The following is an 18,267-nucleotide window of genomic DNA, read 5'->3' as shown; positions in this document are numbered from 1 at the left end:
TCTGAATACACATGGCTCGTCCTTGGCCCGCGCCGTAACCGGACGCTCGGTGAAAGGTGGCATTTTAGCCACAGTTTGTCGCCAAAGGTGAGCGTTCATCTGTGAAAAACTGTCCCGCGCAGGTGCCAATCGGCGATCGTGGCGTGATCGCCCTATCGTTTAAAGAGCCAGACCAGTACAATCGCCGCCAAACTTTACGCGCCCCCCTTGGTTGATGACGGGACTTCCCCGCTTCAGCGCACTTTGACTCGGGCCAAGCGCTCCAGCCGCACCCTCGCTACTCAGAATGCTTCGCAGGAAAAACTCTTGATCTCTACAGCTAACATCACGATGCAGTTCGGCGCCAAGCCGCTCTTCGAAAACGTTTCGGTCAAATTCGGCGCGGGCAACCGCTACGGTCTGATCGGCGCCAACGGTTGCGGCAAGTCGACCTTCATGAAAATCCTCGGCGGCGACCTCGACCCGTCCGGCGGTCAGGTCATGCTCGAGCCGAACGTACGTCTGGGTAAATTGCGCCAGGACCAGTTCGCCTACGAAGAATTCACCGTGATCGACACCGTGATCATGGGTCACGAAGAGCTGTGGAAGGTCAAGGCCGAGCGCGACCGCATCTACTCGCTGCCGGAAATGAGCGAAGAAGACGGCATGGCCGTGGCCGAGCTGGAAACCGAATTCGCCGAGATGGACGGCTACACCGCCGAATCCCGTGCCGGCGAACTGTTGCTGGGCCTGGGCATCGGCATCGAGCAGCACTTCGGCCCGATGAGCGAAGTCTCGCCAGGCTGGAAACTGCGCGTATTGCTGGCGCAGGCGCTGTTCTCCGATCCGGAAGTGCTGTTGCTCGACGAACCGACCAACCACTTGGACATCAACACCATTCGCTGGCTGGAGAACGTGCTGACCCAGCGTAACAGCCTGATGATCATCATCTCCCACGACCGTCACTTCCTGAACAGCGTGTGCACGCACATGGCTGACCTGGATTACGGCGAGCTGCGTCTGTTCCCGGGCAACTACGACGAGTACATGACCGTGGCGACCCAGTCCCGCGAGCAACTGCTGTCGGACAACGCCAAGAAGAAAGCGCAGATTTCCGAGCTGCAATCGTTCGTCAGCCGCTTCTCGGCCAACGCCTCGAAAGCCAAGCAGGCCACGTCCCGCGCCAAGGCGATCGACAAGATCCAGCTGGCCGAGGTCAAGCCTTCGAGCCGCGTGAGCCCGTTCATCCGCTTCGATCAGAACAAGAAGCTGCACCGCCAGGCGGTCATCGTCGAAAAAATGGCCAAAGGCTTCGACGGCAAACCACTGTTCAAAGACTTCAGCTTCCAGGTTGAAGCCGGCGAGCGCGTGGCGATCATCGGCCCGAACGGTATCGGCAAAACCACCCTGCTGCGCACTCTGGTCAACGAACTGACCCCGGACGCCGGCAGCATCAAGTGGACCGACGCCGCCGAACTGGGCTACTACGCCCAGGATCACGCGCACGACTTCGAAGACGACGTCACCCTGTTCGACTGGATGGGTCAGTGGACCCAGGGCGAACAGATGATTCGCGGCACTTTGGGGCGCATGCTGTTCTCCAACGACGAAATCCTCAAGTCGGTCAAAGTGATTTCCGGTGGTGAGCAAGGTCGCATGCTGTTCGGCAAGCTGATCCTGCAAAAGCCGAACGTGCTGATCATGGACGAACCGACCAACCACTTGGACATGGAATCGATCGAGGCGCTGAACCTGGCGCTGGAAAACTACCCGGGCACGCTGATCTTCGTCAGCCACGACCGTGAGTTCGTATCGTCCCTGGCCACACGCATCATCGAGCTGAGCCCGGATGGCGTGACTGACTTCAGCGGCACTTACGATGACTACCTGCGTAGTCAGGGTGTGGTGTTCTAAACAACTGCTGAAAACTGAAAAGCCGTCCATGTGACGGGGCTTTTTTGCATTTCAGGGCAGTGATTTGCTGGTGCGGCTACCTTCGCGAGCAAGCTCGCTCCCACAGGGGAATGCATTTCAAAGGTGGGAGCGAGCTTGCTCGCGAAGACGCCAGTAGCTGCGACATCAATCTTTTGGGAAAGTAGTTAGCCTGCTTTCTTTTATCTGACACCCAAGCCATGATGCGAACTCTCCCACCGCCGCCCGCGAACGAGTCCTCATGTCTGCGCAGCAACTGCCACCGCAAAGCTCCATGGCGATCACCCTGCAGATCGTTTCTATCGTGTTCTACACCTTTATTGCGTTCCTCTGCATCGGCCTGCCGATCGCGGTGTTGCCCGGTTATGTGCATGAGCAGCTGGGTTTCAGCGCGGTCATCGCCGGGCTGGTGATTGGCTCGCAATACCTGGCCACCCTGCTCAGCCGGCCAATGGCCGGGCGCATGTCGGACACGGTCGGCACGAAACGGGCGATCATTTATGGCTTGTGGGGGATTGTCCTCAGTGGCTTGCTGACGCTGCTCTCCACCCTGTTGCAGACTTGGCCGCTGACCAGCCTGATCATTCTGATTATCGGCCGTTTGCTGCTCGGTATCGCGCAGGGCTTGATCGGCGTCGGCACCATCAGTTGGTGCATGGGCCAGGTCGGCGTCGAACACACGGCAAAATCGATTGGCTGGAACGGCATCGCTTCCTATGGCGCGATTGCGATTGGTGCGCCGCTGGGCGTGGTGATGGTCGCCGATTACGGCTTCACCAGCCTCGGCATCGCGCTAGCCGTGCTGGCGGCCGGTGCGCTGGTGCTGATTCGCAATAAGCCTTCGGTGCCGGTGATCCGTGGCGAACGCCTGCCGTTCTGGGCGGTGTTCGGGCGGATCGCCCCGTATGGCGCCAGTCTGACCCTGGCCTCGATCGGCTACGGCACGCTGACGACGTTCATCACCCTCTATTACCTCAACCGTGGCTGGACCGGCGCGGCGTACTGCCTGACGGTGTTTGGCGTGTGCTTCATCCTGTCACGGCTGATGTTTATCTCGGCGATCAGTCGGTTTGGCGGGTTCAGGTCCGCTATCGCCTGCATGACCATCGAAACCTTGGGCTTGGTGATGTTGTGGCTGGCGCCGTCGACCGCATTCGCCTTGATCGGTGCCGGACTGGCAGGGTTTGGTTTGTCGCTGGTGTACCCGGCGCTGGGTGTCGAGGCGATCAAGCAGGTGCCCAGTTCCAGCCGAGGATCCGGGTTGGGCGCTTATGCAGTGTTCTTCGATCTGGCGCTGGCGATTGCCGGGCCGTTGATGGGCGCGGTGGCGTTGAACCTGGGGTATTCGTGGATATTCTTCAGCGCGGCGCTGTTGTCGGTGATCGGGCTGGGGCTGACCTTGCTGCTGCAGCGCCGGGCGATTTCCTGAAGTTCGCCGCGATCCCCCGTAGGAGTGAGCCTGCTCGCGATAGCGGTGTGTCAGTCACCTAATATGTTGAATGGTATGACGCTTTCGCGAGCAGGCTCGCTCCCACAAGGGTTCTGCACCTGACTATTGATCCGCGGTCTGCATGCCGGCCCGGGTCGGTTTACCCAAGGTGTGCGAGAAGAACCTTCCCGCCTCAGAGATCAGGTTGCGGTGAATATCCTCGCGATCCACCCCATCAGCATCGGTGCACAACGCCGGCATGGCGCGAATCTGTTCTTCGTTGCACGGCGCCATAAACACGAAGTGCCCTGCCCCGGCGAGTAATTTGAAGTCCGGCGCTGTCGGCAGTTTGCGCGCCAGCGCGGCCGCATTCTTGTCGAAGGCCACCAGTTTGTCACCATCACCGCTGTAGAGCAGCACCGGCACATGCACGTCAGCCAAGGTGTGACGACCGAACTTCAGGCTCAGCGGCGCCATCAGCAACAGCGCATGAACGCGCGGATCGGCCACCGGTTGCAGATCATCCCGATCAACGATCAACTCACCCTGGGTGTTACAGGCATCACGATCGTCCGGGCGCTCTTGGCAATACCGACGCAGGCGATCGAGATCCGGTTGCGCCCCGGACAGGATCAATGCCGTCTCGCCGCCCGCCGAATAACCAATCACCCCGACTTGATCCGCATTGACGTACGGCGCAAGCATGCGATCGCCCAAGGTTGCGGTGATGGCTTCGGAAATCTGGATCGGTCGCCCGTAGAGATTGCTCAGGGTGCCGAGTCGGCTGTGGTCTTTGGAATTGTCGCCGGGGTGAATCACCGCCACCACGACAAAGCCTTTGCGCGCCAGCGAAGTCGCCAGGTCGTGCAGTGCGAGCGGCGTGCCGGTGTTGCCATGGGAGAGCATCAGCATCGGGAAACGGCCGATGGCGACTTTGGTGTCTTCGCCGGCCTCGACCGAATAGCCCTCGAGCAGGCTCAGGTGTTCGCGATCGCTGGAAGGATAGAAGGCGATGGCGCGCATCGGTTGCAGGTCCAGCGGATCGAGGAAGGTCATCTCGTGATAACCGACGCTCCAGACCGGGTGTCGCCCAGGCGCGGCATGCACTGTGTTAAGGCTGCCGAGCAGGCAAATCAGTAACGTTGCACAAAGACGCATCATGGGATGCCCCACCCTGTTGTTACTCAATCGAAAGTTCCGTTGCGTTGCGGGCCTGAAACCCCGGGGATTCGGTGTTCCGGTACGACAATGCACTCAGACGCTGATTGTGTGACTGCATAACCCGGGCCAGATTATGTAACAGCCAGAAACAAAAAACTCCGTATTCGCCCCTTGCGGAACCAGAATACAGAGTTTTTTGGGTATTACCTGAACATCAGCTGTTCTTTACGCAAGCCTTACGCGGCGGCGAACAGTTGCTCGCTGATCTTCGCTTGCGCAGCGGTCATCGCGTTGTTGCGCACTTCTTCGCCATACGCCAGGCCTTCAGCGCGGACGATTTCGATGTCGGTGATGCCGAGGAAGCCCAGTACCAGCTTCAGATATTCTTCGTGAGCGATGCCGCTGGCCTGACCGGCATGAATACCGCCGGAAGTGGATACGATCACCACTTTCTTGCCGCCGCACAGGCCTTCAGGGCCGGCTTCGGTGTAACGGAAGGTTTGACCGGCGACGGCAACGCGGTCGATCCACGCCTTGAGTTGGGTCGGTACGGTGAAGTTGTACATCGGTGCGGCGATGACGACGGCGTCGGCAGCGATGAATTCGGCCAGGGTCGAAGCGCTCAGTTCGGCTTCGTGCTGTTGTGCGGCGTTACGCAGCTCAGCGGTGGTGCCAGCGGCGACCAGGGTGGTCGACGAGAAGTGGCTGATGGCATCGGCGGCCAGGTCGCGGTAGGTCACCACGGCGCTTGGGTCGGCGACTTGCCAGGCTTTGACGACTTCGCTGCTCAACTGACGGGAAGCCGAATTGTCGCCCAGAATGCTCGAATCGATATGCAGCAGTTTCATGTGGAATCTCCTGGAAGGAATCGCCGGTGGCGACGGAATGGAGACAATCCTACGCAAGAAACCAATGGATGATTAGCCGCCTGAAATGCGATAGTTTGTCCCACTGATAGAACAGTCGGATATCCCTGATGCAAGACCTCAACGATCTCTACTATTTCGCCAAAGTCGTCGAAGCCGGCGGTTTTGCTGCGGCCGGGCGATTGCTCGGGATTCCCAAATCACGGCTGTCGCGGCGCATTGCCGAACTTGAAGAACGCCTTGGCGCGCGTTTACTGCAACGCACCACCCGGCAACTCAATCTCACTGCAGTTGGCGAACGTTACTTGCGCCACTGTCAGGCAATGCTCCTCGAAGCAGAAATGGCCGATGAAGCGGTGGCGAGCATGTCCAGCGAGCCGCGCGGGCGACTGCGCGTGTCCTGCCCTACAGGTCTGGCCCGGGAAATGTTGCCGTGGGTGATCAGCGATTTCCTTGGCAAATTCCCGCAGGTGCAACTGGAAGTCGTACTGCTCAATCGCCGTGTTGATCTGGTCGGTGAGGGCTTTGATGTCGCGTTGCGCGTGCGTGAGCACGGTGACGAGGATCCGCTGCTGGTGACCCGACGCCTGCGTCAGGCGCAGATGGTCGTGGTGGCCAGCCCGGCGTTTTTACAGGGCAAGACGATCAACCATCCGCAAGACCTGAAGCATCTGCCCGTACTGGGTGCGCTGGAGGCCGATCGTATGGTGCATGTGCGCCTGCTCGATCAGCAAGGCCACAGTTTCGAACTGAACATGGAGGCTCGCCTGGGCATCGATGATTTTGTCGTACGCAAGGCCTGCGTCCTCGCCGGTCAGGGGTTTACCCTGTTGCCGATGATGTATTGCGAGGCCGAGCTGGAAAACGGCACGCTGGTGCAGATGTTGCCGGAGTGGTCACTGCCCGGCGGCTGGCTGCAAGCGGTGTATCCGCATCGACGCGGGGTGATGCCGGCGGTGCGCGCGTGGATCGATCATCTGGTCGAGTCGTTCAATGCCTGTGGGGAGCGGTTGTTATGAGCAAGGGAAAGATGAACGAAGCCGACGTTGCGGCGTTCTGCCTGGCATTGCCGGGCGCTCGGGAAGATTACAAATGGGGCGGCGTGCGAGTGTTTTCGATTGCCGGCAACAAGATGTTTGCCTTGCAGGGGCTGCGTGGGGATTCGCTGGCGTTCAAGGTTGATAAAGATCTGTTTCTCGGTCATTGCGACCGCCCGGGGATTCACCCGGCGCCCTATCTGGCCCGGGCGCAGTGGATCATCATGCATCCGCCCTACCCTTTGGGCGCCGAGGAATTGCGCGGGTTGTTGCAGCGCTCGCATCAACTGGTGGTGGGCAAGTTGCCGAAAAAGACCCAAATCGGTTTGTTGCTGTAAACCCGATCCCTGTAGGAGTGAGCCTGCTCGCGATAGCGGAGTGTCAGTTGGAATTTCTTTGGCTGACACTCCGCTATCGCGAGCAGGCTCACTCCTACATAGGGAGTTGCGGTGTATTCAGAACAGCGTCAGCAGATTCGAGCCAAGAAACAGCTGGTCGATCCAGAACACCTGATGCAACACGACAATCACCCAGAACAGAATCTGAAACGACACCTTGCGCGTCTTGTGCCGGAACACCTGCTGGGCGATTAATGCACCCGGCCAACCGCCCGCCAGTTCCACGGCATGAAGGATGTTCTCCGGAGTGCGCCAGGCATCGGCGCGCGCCTTGCGCTTGTCTGCCCAGTACATGAAGAACGCCAACACGCTCACAACACCGTAAGCCGTCAGCGGCACCAACGAAATCCCGCGCAACCACATCGACACCGAGCCGAACAGCGGCAACGCGCAGACGATCAGCAGAACCAGCAGTTTCAGCTTCAGATGCTGGATGTTGTTGCCGCCCGAAGGTCGCCCTTCGGGCCGGCGTGCGCGGGAATCACTCATGGCTTGGCCGCCGCCCAATCGATCCAGCCAAACTGCCACGTCGCCAGAATGACCAGACCAAATACGATCCGATACCAGGCAAATGCCGCATAGCTATGGCTGGCGATGAACTTGAGCAAGCCGCGCACGGCGATCATGGCGAAGATGAACGCGGTGACAAAGCCGATGGCAAACACCGGGAAGTCCGCCGGCACAAACAGATGGCGGTACTTGTAGCCCGAGTAGACCGCCGCTCCGACCATGGTCGGCATCGCGAGGAAGAAGGAAAACTCGGTGGCAGTCTTGCGCGACAGGCCGAAGAGCAACCCGCCAATGATCGTCGAGCCGGAACGCGAAGTACCGGGAATCATCGCCAGGCACTGAGCGAAACCAACCTTCAAGGCATCTTTCCAGGTGATCTCGTCGACTGTTTCGGCGTGCACTGCATGCTGACGCTTTTCCGCCCACAACATGATGATGCCGCCCACCACCAACGCGGTCGCAACGGTAATCGGATTGAACAGGTATTCGTGAATCAGGTCGGCAAAGATCACGCCCAGCACCACGGCGGGCAGAAACGCGATCAGCAGGTTAGCGGTGAAGCGACGGGCACTGGGCTGCGTCGGCAAACCGATGACCACATCGAGAATCTTGCGGCGAAACTCCCAGACCACCGCGAGGATCGCGCCGAGCTGGATGATGATATTGAACGCCATGGCCCGTTCGCCGCCGAAATTCAGCAAGTCGGCAACAATGATCTGGTGTCCGGTACTGGAAATGGGCAAAAACTCCGTCAGCCCTTCTACAACTCCTAGTATCAGTGCCTGCAAGGCCGTCCAAAGATCCATCAATCCCCCAAAGAGCGATGCGCGCCGGCATGCCCCGATAGTATTTTTCTAGCGTTCACTGCGATCAGCGTAGCTGTTTATGGCTGTACCGATTCCGCACGCACAGGATCCACACGAAACGGTCAAAATTCCGTGAAATTTCAATTTGGATTCAGGTTTTCACGCACGGGGCCGAAATCCTAACAGACAAGCCTTAATAGCGCTGCCGCGTTATACGACTTGGGTCGCGTATGCCTCACCGCGAAATCGTGGTTGGATGCTGGCGGTCGTTTATTACAAGAAAAAGAATCCGGAGTGACAGCGTTATGAACAGCTTGCGCAGTGTGTCGATCAGCCGACGCTTGTGGCTCATCTTGATTGTGGCGGTGGTCATGTTGCTGACCTTGGGCGTGTTGATGCTCAAGCAGATCCACGACGATCTCTACCACGCCAAGGCCCAGAAAACCCAGCACGTAGTACAGACCGCCAGCGGCCTGCTGACCTACTACCACGACCTCGAAACCGCCGGCACCCTGAGCAAAGAGGCGGCGCAGAAAGAGGCGCTGACGGCGATTCGCGGCCTGCGCTACGACCAGAGCGATTATTTCTGGATCAACGACCTCACGCCCGTGATGGTCATGCACCCGACCAACCCGAAACTCGAAGGCCAGAACCTCTCGGCGATCCGCGATCCGGACGGTTTTGCGGTGTTCAACGAAATGGTCGCCATCGCCAGGTCCAAAGGCGCCGGCATGGTCGACTACCGTTGGCCGAAACCCGGCGCCAGTGAGCCGGTGGCCAAGACCTCCTACGTCAAACTGTTCGAGCCGTGGGGCTGGGTGCTCGGCTCCGGAGTTTACGTCGACGACGTGCAGGCGGAATTCCAGGGCCAAGTGATCAAGGCTACGGTTATCGGCCTGGCGATTGCCGTGATCATGGCGCTGCTGGTGATCCTCATCGCGCGCAGCATCGTCCGTCCGCTGCAGGAAACCGTGAACGCCATGGCCAACATTGCCAGCGGTGAAAGCGACCTGACCCGCAGCCTCGATACTCACGGTAAAGATGAAGTCACTGAGCTGGCGCATCACTTCAACGCCTTCACCGCCAAGCTGCGCCGGGTCATCGGTGACTTGCAAGTGTCGGCCAGTGCACTGGGCCAGTCGTCCAGCGAACTGGGCAACGACGCCTCGCAAGCGCAGCAACGCAGCCAGCAGCAATCGCAGCAGATGGAACTGGTGGCCACCGCGATCAACGAGGTGACCTATGGCGTGCAGGACGTGGCGAAGAACGCCGAGCACGCCGCCGCCGAAATGCGCGATGCCGAAGCGCAGGCGCAACAGGGCCAGATCAACATCGATGGCAGCTTGCAGCAGATCGACAAACTGTCCGGCACTATCGATCAAGCGGTGGAGGTGATCCGCACCCTCGCCGCCGAAAGTACGCAGATCGGCAGCGTGCTGGAAGTGATTCGCTCGATTGCCGAACAGACCAACCTGCTCGCGCTTAATGCCGCGATTGAAGCGGCGCGGGCCGGTGAGCAAGGTCGCGGGTTTGCCGTGGTGGCGGATGAAGTACGCTTGTTGGCACAACGTACGCAGAAGTCGACGGCGGAAATCCAGTCAATGATCGAGCGTCTGCAGAACCATTCCGAAGCCGCTGTGAAAGTGATCGGCGACAGCAGCAAGGCGTCGCAATTGACCATCGAACAAGCCGGGTTGGCCGGTGCGAGTCTGAATGCGATTGGCCAGGCACTGCGTAATCTCAATGGCCTGAACGCTTCGATTGCCAGCGCCACGTTGCAGCAGGCGCATGTGGTCGAGGACATTAATCAGAACGTCACTCAGGCGGCCGGCCTCTCGCACAGCACGGCGATCGCTGCCGAACAATCGAGTGCGGCCAGCCTGAAACTTGGCCAGTTGAGCGAACAACTCAACGCCCTCCTGCGCCAGTTCCGCGTCTGACCCAAAACCTGTGGGAGCGAGCTTGCTCGCGAAAGCGTCAGGTCAGTCAAAGAAGATTTCGACTGCACAGGCCCCTTCGCGAGCAAGCTCGCTCCCACAGGGTTCTTCAGTGTCTGGGCGAATGCAGTACAATCCGCCCCCTCCTCAATTTCCCCCAAGGAACCCCCATGTCTGGGCTTGAACTGTTTGCCGCCGCCCTCGGGGTGATCGCCGTGTGGCTGACGGTCAAACAGAATCCGTGGTGCTGGCCGATCGGTCTGGTCATGGTGCTGCTCTATAGCTGGATCTTCTTTGAAGTGAAGCTGTATTCGGACATGTTGCTGCAAGTGATCTACGCCGCGCTGCAAGTCTATGGCTGGTGGCAATGGACCCGCGCCGGGACGATGCATGACGGTCGTGAGGTCACGCGCCTCGATCAACGCTCGGTCCTGATCGGCTTGGGCGTTGGCGCGGTCGGCAGCCTGTTGCTCGGTGCGGCCATGGCTCACTGGACCGACGCCGCGCAACCGTGGCTCGATGCCGCGCTGACCGGTTTCAGCCTGGTCGCGCAACTGTGGATGGCGCAGAAACGCCTGCAATGCTGGGCGCTGTGGTTTGTGCTGGATGTGATCTTTGTCGGCTTGTTCATCTATAAGGGGCTGTACCTGACCGCTGCGCTGTACGGGCTGTTCACTCTGCTGGCGATCCAGGGCTTTCGTGAATGGCGTGCTGACCCGGCGTTGCGCACATGAAGGTTGTGGTCCTGACCGGCCCCGAATCCACCGGCAAGAGCTGGCTGGCGGCGGGCCTGCAACAACGCTTTGGCGGCTTGCGGGTGGATGAATACGTGCGTCGGTTTATCGAACTCAATCCCCGCGACACTTGTCTGGCTGATATCCCGGAAATCGCTCGGGGCCAGTTGCACTGGGAAGATGAAGCGCGGGCGCAACAGCCGTCATTGCTGATCCTCGACACGCACTTGCTGAGCAATATGCTCTGGAGCCAGACGCTGTTCGGTGACTGCCCGGCCTGGCTGGAATCCGAATTGTTGGCACGGCATTACGACCTGCACCTTTTACTCTCGCCAGAGCAGATCGACTGGACCGATGACGGTCAGCGCTGCCAGCCGGATCTGGACGAGCGTCTGGCGTTTTACCAGGCCACGCAGAACTGGCTGGAAAACCACCATCAACGCTTTCAGGTCATCGAGGGCAATTGGGCCGAGCGCCAGTCGCAGGCATTTGCCGCCGTCGAGCAACTGCTGGCTGAGTGACCCGGTCAAAGGGTCCCTTTCCCACGCGATTTCCCCTGTTTTGGGGACAAAGTGTCCAATCCTGAAACACTCGCCCGCGTGCAAAGTGCCCGTTTCAGCACGGTTCACAGCTTTGTCATGCCGGTTGTTACGTGGCTGAAACACCTTGGCGCAAACCCTTGTGCCAGAGCTTTATTCAGCCAATAGACAGGTCAACGCCACCCTGCGTGTATCAGCCATGAAACAGGCGGTGTATCAGGCCGGCGCATCTATTCCCCAAGCAATTGAAATTGAAAGATATTTCAAAAGCGGCACAGCTTTCGCTCTCTCCTTCACAACGCTGACTAGGGCCAGCCCACTGAAGAAGGAATTGCAGCCGTGGGGAATATCAAAAAAGGTTTGACCTGCCTTCTGCTGATCGGATCAGCAGCCAGTACGTTCATCAGCTTCAACGTGCAGGCAGAAGGCAATGGCGTGATTGTCCTCAACCGCGATGTTCAGCCTATTCCTATCGGTCGCAGCGGCGGTAAAGACCCCTATCCAACCACAGTCAATGCTAACCCCTCAGCCCGCATCAATCAGGCGATGAGCAGCACTGAGCTCAATGACGGTGAGTTTGCCAGCGTAGCCAGTGGCTCCTCGATCCGCGGCAACATCAGCACACCGACGGCGAATCTGCCCGGCATGAACACCCTGACCAATACCAACGGCCTGCCCGGTATGAGCAGCGGCCACGGCGGCGGCGCCGGCGGTTCCATCTCCAACACCGTCAACCGCGCAATGGGCGCAGGCCTTGCGCCGCTGACCCGCATGGCTGGAGGCCAATAAGATGAATCGCACCCTGCTCCTGCTCGCCCTCTTCGGTTGCGCCAACGCCATGGCCGCCGACCCCAGCTCAGTGAACAACGCGAACATTCAGGACACCGGCATCCAGTACCGCGGCAACTACAACATCAACCAGGCCGCTGGCGATCAGATGCAACAGACCAACACCAAGGCCATTGCCATCGGCACCTCGGCCAGCGCCACCACAATCGTCCGCCAGCACATCGACACACCCGGTAACCCGTCGACGAATGCCAGCGCGACCATTGGCGGCAACTCTTTCAGTAATGGCAACGGGATCCTCGGTGTGAACCAGGGCGCCGGTGCCAACAACCAGATGGCCAACGTCACGCGCGTCAGCATCAGTGCTGGCCCGCAGAGCGTTGACGACAGTGCCCTTTCGCAACAGAACGTGGCGCTTCTACCGAGCTCAGGAGCAACTGGTACCTCACCCGGCAGTCGCCAGGTCACGACAAGTGATCAGGCCTTCACCGGCAGCCGCGGGGTAATCCAGGTGAACCAGAGTGCTGGGGTGGGGAACCGTATGGCTAACACCCTGAGCATCCGGGTCGCTGACTGACCCAAACAACAAAAGCAGTGCAATTAGAAAGTACCAACACTTAACCAACTAATAAGCACGATGGAGAAACACCATGAAACCTACAATGGCTCTCAAACCACTGGTTTTCGCACTTGCAGCAGTGATGGCAATCGCAGCACAGGCAGGCGGTCGTGATGACGATCATGGTAACGGGCACGGCAATGGTCATGGCAACCATGAACCAAAAGGCCCTACCCTGGAACAACTTCTGCAAATCGGCGCCGGCGCTGGTGCTGCCGTACTCGACACGCAGAACAGCGATGGCAACCTGGTGGGCAACCAAGGCACCAAAAATGATGCCTCCGTTCGCGACTCCGCCAATGGCACCAACGGCAACGTCGGCATGAACAACACCGCCGGGGATGGCAACCAACAAGACAACGCCGCTGCACTGGCAACTGCCGACGAAAGCTTCATCTTCGGCAGTGCCGTGTCCGTTTCCAGCGCGACTCAGGTCAACAACAACAACGCGGTTGCCAACTACTCGACAACCAACAACGCCAACCTCAACAACGTGGGTAACGGCGGTTCCGGCAACATAGGTGTGAACAACAGTGCCGGCAACTTCAACCAACAGAAAAACAACCTGGCCATTGCTGTATCCGGTGGTCGTGTAGCTAACGCCGCTGCCGCTGCCAACCAAAGCTCCACTGGGTTGACTGTGTCCAACAATGGCACTCAAACCTACAAAACCGATACTCTGAGAGGCACCTTCACCGCTGCCGGCGCATTCGTGGCAGCTGGCAAAGCGACCATCGAAGGCGACAAAGGCCATGGTGGTGGCGGTTATGGCGACAACGACCGTGGTCATGGCGGCAACGGCGGCAGCAAAGATCAGAAAGCGACCTTTGAAGCTGTCGGCATCTTCGGTCTCGCCGGTGTAACCACGCAACAAGTGCTGACCCCTGATGGCTGGAAAAACCCTGTGACCAACAACGCAAGCATCTCCAACGTTGGCAACAACTTCTCCGGCAACGCTGGTTACAACAACGCCGCTGGTGTTGGTAACCAACAAAGCAACTCGCTGTCCATCGCTGCAGGTTGCAAAGCCTGCCTGTAATCGCGATCGAAACGAAAGCCCCGGAAACGGGGCTTTTCCTCAGTCCGCAAAGGCGTATCGATCATGCGTAAGACTGCCCTTTTCGCTCTGCTTTGCCTGTCCGGCCTGACCCAGGCTGCCCAGATGCCAGTCGCTGCCCTCCCAGGCGGCGTACTCGTCTACAAGAACGTGCAAAGCATTCGTGAGCGCAAGTTTTCCGACATTGTCGAACAGAAAACCGATTTCAGCTGCGGCGCTGCTGCACTGGCTACGGTGTTACGCCAGGCCTATTGGCTCGACGTCGATGAGGAGCACATCATCAAAGGCATGCTGGTCAACGCTGACCAGGACCTTGTTCGTACTCAAGGGTTTTCCATGCTGGACATGAAGCGCTACATAGAAAGCATCGGCATGCGCGCCAGGGGTTACAAGATTCCGCCGGAAAAACTCGATGCTGTAACCATCCCGGTGGTGGTACTGATGGAAATTCGCGGCTACAAGCATTTCGTGGTTCTGCAGCGTTCGGACAAGGATTGGGTTTACATCGGAGACCCGGTTTTAGGCCACAAGCGCTACAAACATGATGACTTTGTCAAAGGTTGGAACGGCATTGTCTTCGCCATCGTCGGCCCCGGTTATGACAAAACCAATGCATTGCGCAGCCCGCCGACACCGCTGACGGCGAAGAACAAGCTGGATAACTTCAACCCTGTCAGAGATGCTGAATTGATGGACTTCGGGTTCATACAGAGCGACTTCTTTTTAATCGCCGATTATAAAGAATGGGGCTGGATGTCCCGGGAGCAGCAAATGAAAACCTCATACTGGCTGGCCGCCGCCTGCCTGGCAGCGAGTGCGTCAGGCTATGCCAATGCAGGATTCAAACCTATAGAAATACAAGACAAGGAGTTGTCCGAACTACGTGGTCGTTATGTCATGCCGGGGCGGATTATCAGCTTCGGCATTGTCATGAGCAGTACCTGGCGCAACGCCAGTGGCGATTTGATCGGGGCTTCGACCTCGATGCAACTTCAGGCAGCAACGGTAAAACCTGAATTCTATGTTCAAACCATCAAGGAGCACGGCAACGGCAGCACCCTTTCAACGGGTACCGGCACAATCACCGGTGGCGCCGGCCTCGACAGCAGCCAGGGCGTGACACAGAGCGTACGCGCTGCGGGTGACAGCAATACCGCTTATAACAACGTTGCCATCAACGTTAAAGAAGCCAGTCAGGCGCCAGCACTGGTGCCCACCCAAGGGCAGGCGCTGATGGCCGGGCAAACCATCGGCGGCAGCAATGCGGCAGGCAGCGTGGCGGTTTCGGCCAACGGTGGCGGCGTACAAATGGCCATTCAGGCCTCCGGCAATCAAGGTACGGCCCTGCAACAGGTCGCTCAAGGCGGCTTGCTGCAGAACACCCGTTTGCTCGGCAGTGCCAACGTGGTCAATAACATGACTCAACTCAACGTCGTCCTGAACAATAACGGCATGAGTGCCGGCGCACTGGATTGCAACCTGACTCAGCTCAGGGCACTACGAAATATTGGATATTGAACTACGCTGAGTCTCGATCATTGGGCTTAAAGGGACGGCTTATTCATGTATCGATCAGTATCACTGCGTGCCGCTGTTTGCTTGAGCACCCTTCTACCTGCAGCGATGCTGCAAGCGGCACCGGACGCCGACGTAGAAGTCCTGAAACAAGAGCTTCTGGAGCTGAAACAACGTTACGAAGTACAACAAAAGGCCCTGGCGGTACTCGAACAACGGGTTCGCCAGGTCGAAGATCAACCGGCGGCGCCACCACCCAAAAGGTTGGCCAAGTCGCCGTCGGATATGAAAGGCAATCCAAAAGTGGCCACCGGTACCGGGGCCGCAGCAGCGTCGGGGGGCGCAGCCGGAGGCAGTGGGGCTTCTTACGGGCAATCGCTGGCAGATGATTCGCAACCGGCACAGAGTGTGTCCAACCTGTATGACGAGGCCAGTGGCTTCTTCGGCGGTGGCAAATTCAGCTTCGAAACCGGTATCACCTACTCGCGCTATGACACCCGCCAGTTGATCCTCAACGGCTTTCTGGCCCTCGACTCGATCTTTCTCGGCAACATCAACCTCGACCGGATCAAGGCCGACACCTGGACCCTTGACCTCACAGGCCGCTACAACTTCGACAATCGCTGGCAGTTCGACCTGAACGTGCCCGTGGTCTACCGCGATTCGACTTATCAATCCGGCGGCGGTAACGGCGGAGCGTCCAACGTCACGACCGAGCAGGACGTGACACGCGATCCAACCATTGGCGACGTCAACTTCGGCATTGCCTACAAGTTCCTCGATGAGTCAGCCAACACGCCGGATGCGGTCGTCACCTTGCGCGTCAAGGCGCCAACCGGCAAGGATCCGTTCGGGATCAAGCTGCGCCAGACCGACGCCAACTCCAACCTGTTCGTGCCTGACACCCTGCCCACCGGCAACGGCGTCTGGTCGGTCACGCCGGGGATCTCGCTGGTCAAAACGTTCGACCCGGCGGTGCTGTTCGGCAGCTTGTCCTACACCCACAACCTGGAGGAGTCGTTTGACGACATCAGCTCGACGGTCAACCAGAAAAACCCGGGCAAGGTCAAGATCGGCGACAGCTTCCAGATCGGCGCTGGTATTGCGTTTGCGCTGAACGAGAAGATGAGTATGTCGTTCTCGATGTCTGACCTGGTGCAGCGTAAAAGCAAGCTGAAGCAGGATGGCGGCGATTGGCAATCGGTGGTATCCAGTGACGCCAACGCCGGTTATTTCAACGTCGGCATGACCATTGCGGCCACCGACAACCTGACCATTGTTCCGAACTTGTCGATCGGTTTGACCGACGATGCACCGGACTTTTCCTTCAGCCTGAAATTCCCTTACTACTTCTAGGAAAAAGCAAAAGATCGCAGCCTGCGGCAGCTCCTACAGGGATTACACAAACCCAATGTAGGAACTGCCGCAGGCTGCGATCTTTTGATCTTCAGGTATCTAGCGAATCTGGTGTTTATGCAGCAGGCGATAAAACGTCGGCCGAGACACCCCGAGCACTTTGGCCGCCACACTGAGATTATCGCTGTGCCGGTTCAACACATCACACAACGCCTGGCGTTCGGCGCGGGTCTTGTAATCTTCCAGCGTGCCCATCGGTGTGGCGATCGAGTGCTGACTGATCAAGCCCAGATCCCGGGCCTCGATCTGCCGCCCTTCAGCCAACACCAAACCTCGTCGCACACGGTTGGCCAGTTCACGAACGTTACCCGGCCAGTCATGTTTGCCCATGGCAATCAGCGCGTCTTCGCTGAAGCTACGCGGGCGGCGACCGGTTTCATGGCTGTAGAAGTGGGAAAAGTGGTTGGCCAGCATCGAGAGATCACCATGGCGTTCACGCAACGGCGCGGTGACCACTTGCAGCACGTTGAGCCGGTAATACAGGTCTTCGCGAAAACGTTTCTTCTCGATGGCCGCCTCAAGGTCGACGTGAGTCGCCGCCAGCACACGCACATCCACCGGGATCGGCTGGCTGCCGCCGACGCGTTCGATGTGTTTTTCCTGCAAAAAGCGCAGCAGATTGGCCTGCAGTTCCAGTGGCAGATCACCGATCTCATCGAGAAACAGCGTACCGCCATTGGCTGCCTCAATGCGCCCGACCTTGCGCTGATGCGCACCGGTAAACGCGCCTTTCTCGTGGCCGAACAGCTCGGACTGAATCAAATGTTCGGGAATCGCCCCGCAGTTGATCGCCACAAACGGTTTGCTGTGACGCTGGGATTGCCGATGCAGCGTGCGCGCGACCAGTTCTTTGCCGGTACCGCTTTCACCGCGGATCAGCACCGGCGATTCGGTCGGTGCCAGTTTGCTGAGTAACTTGCGCAATTCGCGGATCGGCTTGCTGTCACCGAGCAGTTCATGTTCGGGCTGATCGACGTGAATCGTGCCCTGCCCGCGCAAGCGCGCCATGCCGAATGCCCGGCCAAGGGTGACCTGCACCCGCGACACGTCGAACGGCAAGGTGTGGAAATCGAAAAACCATTCACAGACGAAGTCTCCGACGTTCTGTAAACGCAGGACTTCCTGATTGAGCACGGCGATCCATTCAGTGCCGCTGCGACTGATCAGCTCCTTGACCGCCTCGGGGCGTTCAAGATGAAACGGCTGTAATCGCAACAAGCCGACATCACAACTGCGGTCGGCGGCATTTTCCAGGGTGCAACTGTCAACATCCCAACCTACGGCGCGTAATCCGGGCAATAAGCGGTGGCAGTCGTCGCACGGATCGACCACCAATAAACGTCGTAACGCTGGCGCTTCGCTCATGACTGTTCCTTGGCGCCAAATTATTAGAAATGATTGTAAAAACAGTCATTTGGCAGACCCGACTGTAACATTAGCAAGATTTTGACAGCGCCTTGTATCGATTGCTTATAGGTGTACAAGCAAACGCGTTATAAGAAACCAGGTTGTTAGTTAGCTATCGACTAAATTGCTGTTTCAA

18 protein-coding genes and 1 pseudogene are annotated in these 18,267 nt (G+C 58.5%); 14 read left to right on the top strand and 5 right to left on the bottom strand.

The window, feature by feature from the left end; all coding sequences use genetic code 11:
• The first annotated feature begins 306 nt into the window (after positions 1-306).
• Together AB4N74_RS09125 and AB4N74_RS09120 are read left to right on the top strand one after the other, a co-directional pair.
• A complete protein-coding gene (locus AB4N74_RS09125; RefSeq protein ID WP_007914779.1) occupies positions 307-1,893 on the top strand; it encodes an ABC-F family ATPase in 1,587 nt (528 codons plus the stop codon).
• A gap of 259 nt (positions 1,894-2,152) precedes the next feature.
• The gene (locus tag AB4N74_RS09120) at positions 2,153-3,340 is read left to right on the top strand and encodes an MFS transporter (RefSeq protein WP_186623295.1); all 1,188 of its coding nucleotides are present in this window, start codon (positions 2,153-2,155) and stop codon (positions 3,338-3,340) included.
• A 123-nt stretch (positions 3,341-3,463) separates the two neighbouring features.
• Here AB4N74_RS09120 and AB4N74_RS09115 read toward each other — a convergent pair whose 3' ends face one another.
• Positions 3,464-4,501: an alpha/beta hydrolase family protein gene (locus tag AB4N74_RS09115; protein WP_095048871.1), complete on the bottom strand. Its 1,038-nt coding sequence runs from the start codon at positions 4,499-4,501 to the stop codon at positions 3,464-3,466.
• Between the two features lie 236 nt (positions 4,502-4,737).
• On the bottom strand, positions 4,738-5,349 hold the full coding sequence (locus tag AB4N74_RS09110; protein ID WP_257355037.1) for an FMN-dependent NADH-azoreductase: 612 nt from the start codon (positions 5,347-5,349) through the stop codon (positions 4,738-4,740).
• A gap of 128 nt (positions 5,350-5,477) precedes the next feature.
• On the opposite strand from AB4N74_RS09110, the gene AB4N74_RS09105 reads away from it, so the two are divergent.
• Together AB4N74_RS09105 and AB4N74_RS09100 are read left to right on the top strand one after the other, a co-directional pair.
• Positions 5,478-6,386, top strand: a complete 909-nt coding sequence (locus AB4N74_RS09105) for a LysR substrate-binding domain-containing protein (protein WP_093432790.1) — start codon at positions 5,478-5,480, stop codon at positions 6,384-6,386.
• Positions 6,383-6,742, top strand: a complete 360-nt coding sequence (locus AB4N74_RS09100) for an MmcQ/YjbR family DNA-binding protein (RefSeq protein ID WP_099759087.1) — start codon at positions 6,383-6,385, stop codon at positions 6,740-6,742. Before AB4N74_RS09105 ends, AB4N74_RS09100 begins: the two co-directional genes overlap by 4 nt.
• Before the next feature lie 117 nt (positions 6,743-6,859).
• Here AB4N74_RS09100 and AB4N74_RS09095 read toward each other — a convergent pair whose 3' ends face one another.
• Both AB4N74_RS09095 and AB4N74_RS09090 read right to left on the bottom strand, forming a co-directional pair.
• Entirely contained in the window at positions 6,860-7,291 is a 432-nt protein-coding gene (locus AB4N74_RS09095) for a DUF1294 domain-containing protein (protein WP_095126282.1), read from the bottom strand.
• Entirely contained in the window at positions 7,288-8,118 is an 831-nt protein-coding gene (locus AB4N74_RS09090; RefSeq protein ID WP_257355032.1) for an undecaprenyl-diphosphate phosphatase, read from the bottom strand. The genes AB4N74_RS09095 and AB4N74_RS09090 overlap by 4 nt, the downstream gene beginning before the upstream one ends.
• A 305-nt stretch (positions 8,119-8,423) precedes the next feature.
• Between AB4N74_RS09090 and AB4N74_RS09085 the strand changes: the two genes are divergently transcribed.
• The 10 genes and pseudogenes from AB4N74_RS09085 (at position 8,424) to AB4N74_RS09040 (ending at position 16,664) form a co-directional block, all read left to right on the top strand.
• On the top strand, positions 8,424-10,058 hold the full coding sequence (locus tag AB4N74_RS09085; protein WP_460099546.1) for a methyl-accepting chemotaxis protein: 1,635 nt from the start codon (positions 8,424-8,426) through the stop codon (positions 10,056-10,058).
• 167 nt (positions 10,059-10,225) lie between these two features.
• A complete protein-coding gene (gene pnuC, locus AB4N74_RS09080; RefSeq protein ID WP_099759084.1) occupies positions 10,226-10,789 on the top strand; it encodes a nicotinamide riboside transporter PnuC in 564 nt (187 codons plus the stop codon).
• A complete protein-coding gene (locus AB4N74_RS09075; RefSeq protein WP_116256216.1) occupies positions 10,786-11,310 on the top strand; it encodes an AAA family ATPase in 525 nt (174 codons plus the stop codon). The genes pnuC and AB4N74_RS09075 overlap by 4 nt, the downstream gene beginning before the upstream one ends.
• Before the next feature lie 145 nt (positions 11,311-11,455).
• On the top strand, positions 11,456-11,692 hold the full coding sequence (locus tag AB4N74_RS09070) for a hypothetical protein (RefSeq protein WP_139213402.1): 237 nt from the start codon (positions 11,456-11,458) through the stop codon (positions 11,690-11,692).
• A complete protein-coding gene (locus AB4N74_RS09065) occupies positions 11,668-12,117 on the top strand; it encodes a hypothetical protein (RefSeq protein ID WP_093432807.1) in 450 nt (149 codons plus the stop codon). The genes AB4N74_RS09070 and AB4N74_RS09065 overlap by 25 nt, the downstream gene beginning before the upstream one ends.
• Position 12,118: 1 nt before the next feature.
• Entirely contained in the window at positions 12,119-12,694 is a 576-nt protein-coding gene (locus AB4N74_RS09060; protein WP_460099541.1) for an adhesin, read from the top strand.
• A 73-nt stretch (positions 12,695-12,767) separates the two neighbouring features.
• Positions 12,768-13,775 (top strand): heme utilization protein, encoded by a 1,008-nt coding sequence (locus AB4N74_RS09055; protein ID WP_093432813.1) that lies wholly within the window; start codon positions 12,768-12,770, stop codon positions 13,773-13,775.
• A 63-nt stretch (positions 13,776-13,838) separates the two neighbouring features.
• Positions 13,839-14,516, top strand: a pseudogene (locus AB4N74_RS09050) (C39 family peptidase); the annotation flags it as partial.
• A gap of 48 nt (positions 14,517-14,564) precedes the next feature.
• On the top strand, positions 14,565-15,311 hold the full coding sequence (locus AB4N74_RS09045; protein WP_093432818.1) for a hypothetical protein: 747 nt from the start codon (positions 14,565-14,567) through the stop codon (positions 15,309-15,311).
• Between the two features lie 45 nt (positions 15,312-15,356).
• The gene (locus AB4N74_RS09040; protein ID WP_093432820.1) at positions 15,357-16,664 is read left to right on the top strand and encodes a transporter; all 1,308 of its coding nucleotides are present in this window, start codon (positions 15,357-15,359) and stop codon (positions 16,662-16,664) included.
• A 99-nt stretch (positions 16,665-16,763) separates the two neighbouring features.
• Here AB4N74_RS09040 and AB4N74_RS09035 read toward each other — a convergent pair whose 3' ends face one another.
• Positions 16,764-18,089: a sigma-54 dependent transcriptional regulator gene (locus AB4N74_RS09035; RefSeq protein WP_016983762.1), complete on the bottom strand. Its 1,326-nt coding sequence runs from the start codon at positions 18,087-18,089 to the stop codon at positions 16,764-16,766.
• Positions 18,090-18,267: the final 178 nt, after the last annotated feature.

Source organism: Pseudomonas sp. H3_C08 (assembly GCF_054669455.1).
This window is presented reverse-complemented; position numbering and strand designations above follow the sequence as displayed.

Excerpts from the sequence above, each read along its gene's own strand:
- AB4N74_RS09095 (WP_095126282.1), bottom strand. The coding sequence starts at position 7,291 with ATGAGTGATTCCCGCGCACGCCGGCCCGAAGGGCGACCTTCGGGCGGC.
- AB4N74_RS09035 (WP_016983762.1), bottom strand. The coding sequence starts at position 18,089 with ATGAGCGAAGCGCCAGCGTTACGACGTTTATTGGTGGTCGATCCGTGC.
- AB4N74_RS09045 (WP_093432818.1), top strand. The coding sequence starts at position 14,565 with ATGAAAACCTCATACTGGCTGGCCGCCGCCTGCCTGGCAGCGAGTGCG.
- AB4N74_RS09105 (WP_093432790.1), top strand. The coding sequence starts at position 5,478 with ATGCAAGACCTCAACGATCTCTACTATTTCGCCAAAGTCGTCGAAGCC.
- AB4N74_RS09085 (WP_460099546.1), top strand. The coding sequence starts at position 8,424 with ATGAACAGCTTGCGCAGTGTGTCGATCAGCCGACGCTTGTGGCTCATC.
- pnuC (WP_099759084.1), top strand. The coding sequence starts at position 10,226 with ATGTCTGGGCTTGAACTGTTTGCCGCCGCCCTCGGGGTGATCGCCGTG.
- AB4N74_RS09090 (WP_257355032.1), bottom strand. The coding sequence starts at position 8,118 with ATGGATCTTTGGACGGCCTTGCAGGCACTGATACTAGGAGTTGTAGAA.
- AB4N74_RS09075 (WP_116256216.1), top strand. The coding sequence starts at position 10,786 with ATGAAGGTTGTGGTCCTGACCGGCCCCGAATCCACCGGCAAGAGCTGG.
- AB4N74_RS09055 (WP_093432813.1), top strand. The coding sequence starts at position 12,768 with ATGAAACCTACAATGGCTCTCAAACCACTGGTTTTCGCACTTGCAGCA.
- AB4N74_RS09060 (WP_460099541.1), top strand. The coding sequence starts at position 12,119 with ATGAATCGCACCCTGCTCCTGCTCGCCCTCTTCGGTTGCGCCAACGCC.
- AB4N74_RS09100 (WP_099759087.1), top strand. The coding sequence starts at position 6,383 with ATGAGCAAGGGAAAGATGAACGAAGCCGACGTTGCGGCGTTCTGCCTG.
- AB4N74_RS09040 (WP_093432820.1), top strand. The coding sequence starts at position 15,357 with ATGTATCGATCAGTATCACTGCGTGCCGCTGTTTGCTTGAGCACCCTT.
- AB4N74_RS09110 (WP_257355037.1), bottom strand. The coding sequence starts at position 5,349 with ATGAAACTGCTGCATATCGATTCGAGCATTCTGGGCGACAATTCGGCT.
- AB4N74_RS09120 (WP_186623295.1), top strand. The coding sequence starts at position 2,153 with ATGTCTGCGCAGCAACTGCCACCGCAAAGCTCCATGGCGATCACCCTG.
- AB4N74_RS09115 (WP_095048871.1), bottom strand. The coding sequence starts at position 4,501 with ATGATGCGTCTTTGTGCAACGTTACTGATTTGCCTGCTCGGCAGCCTT.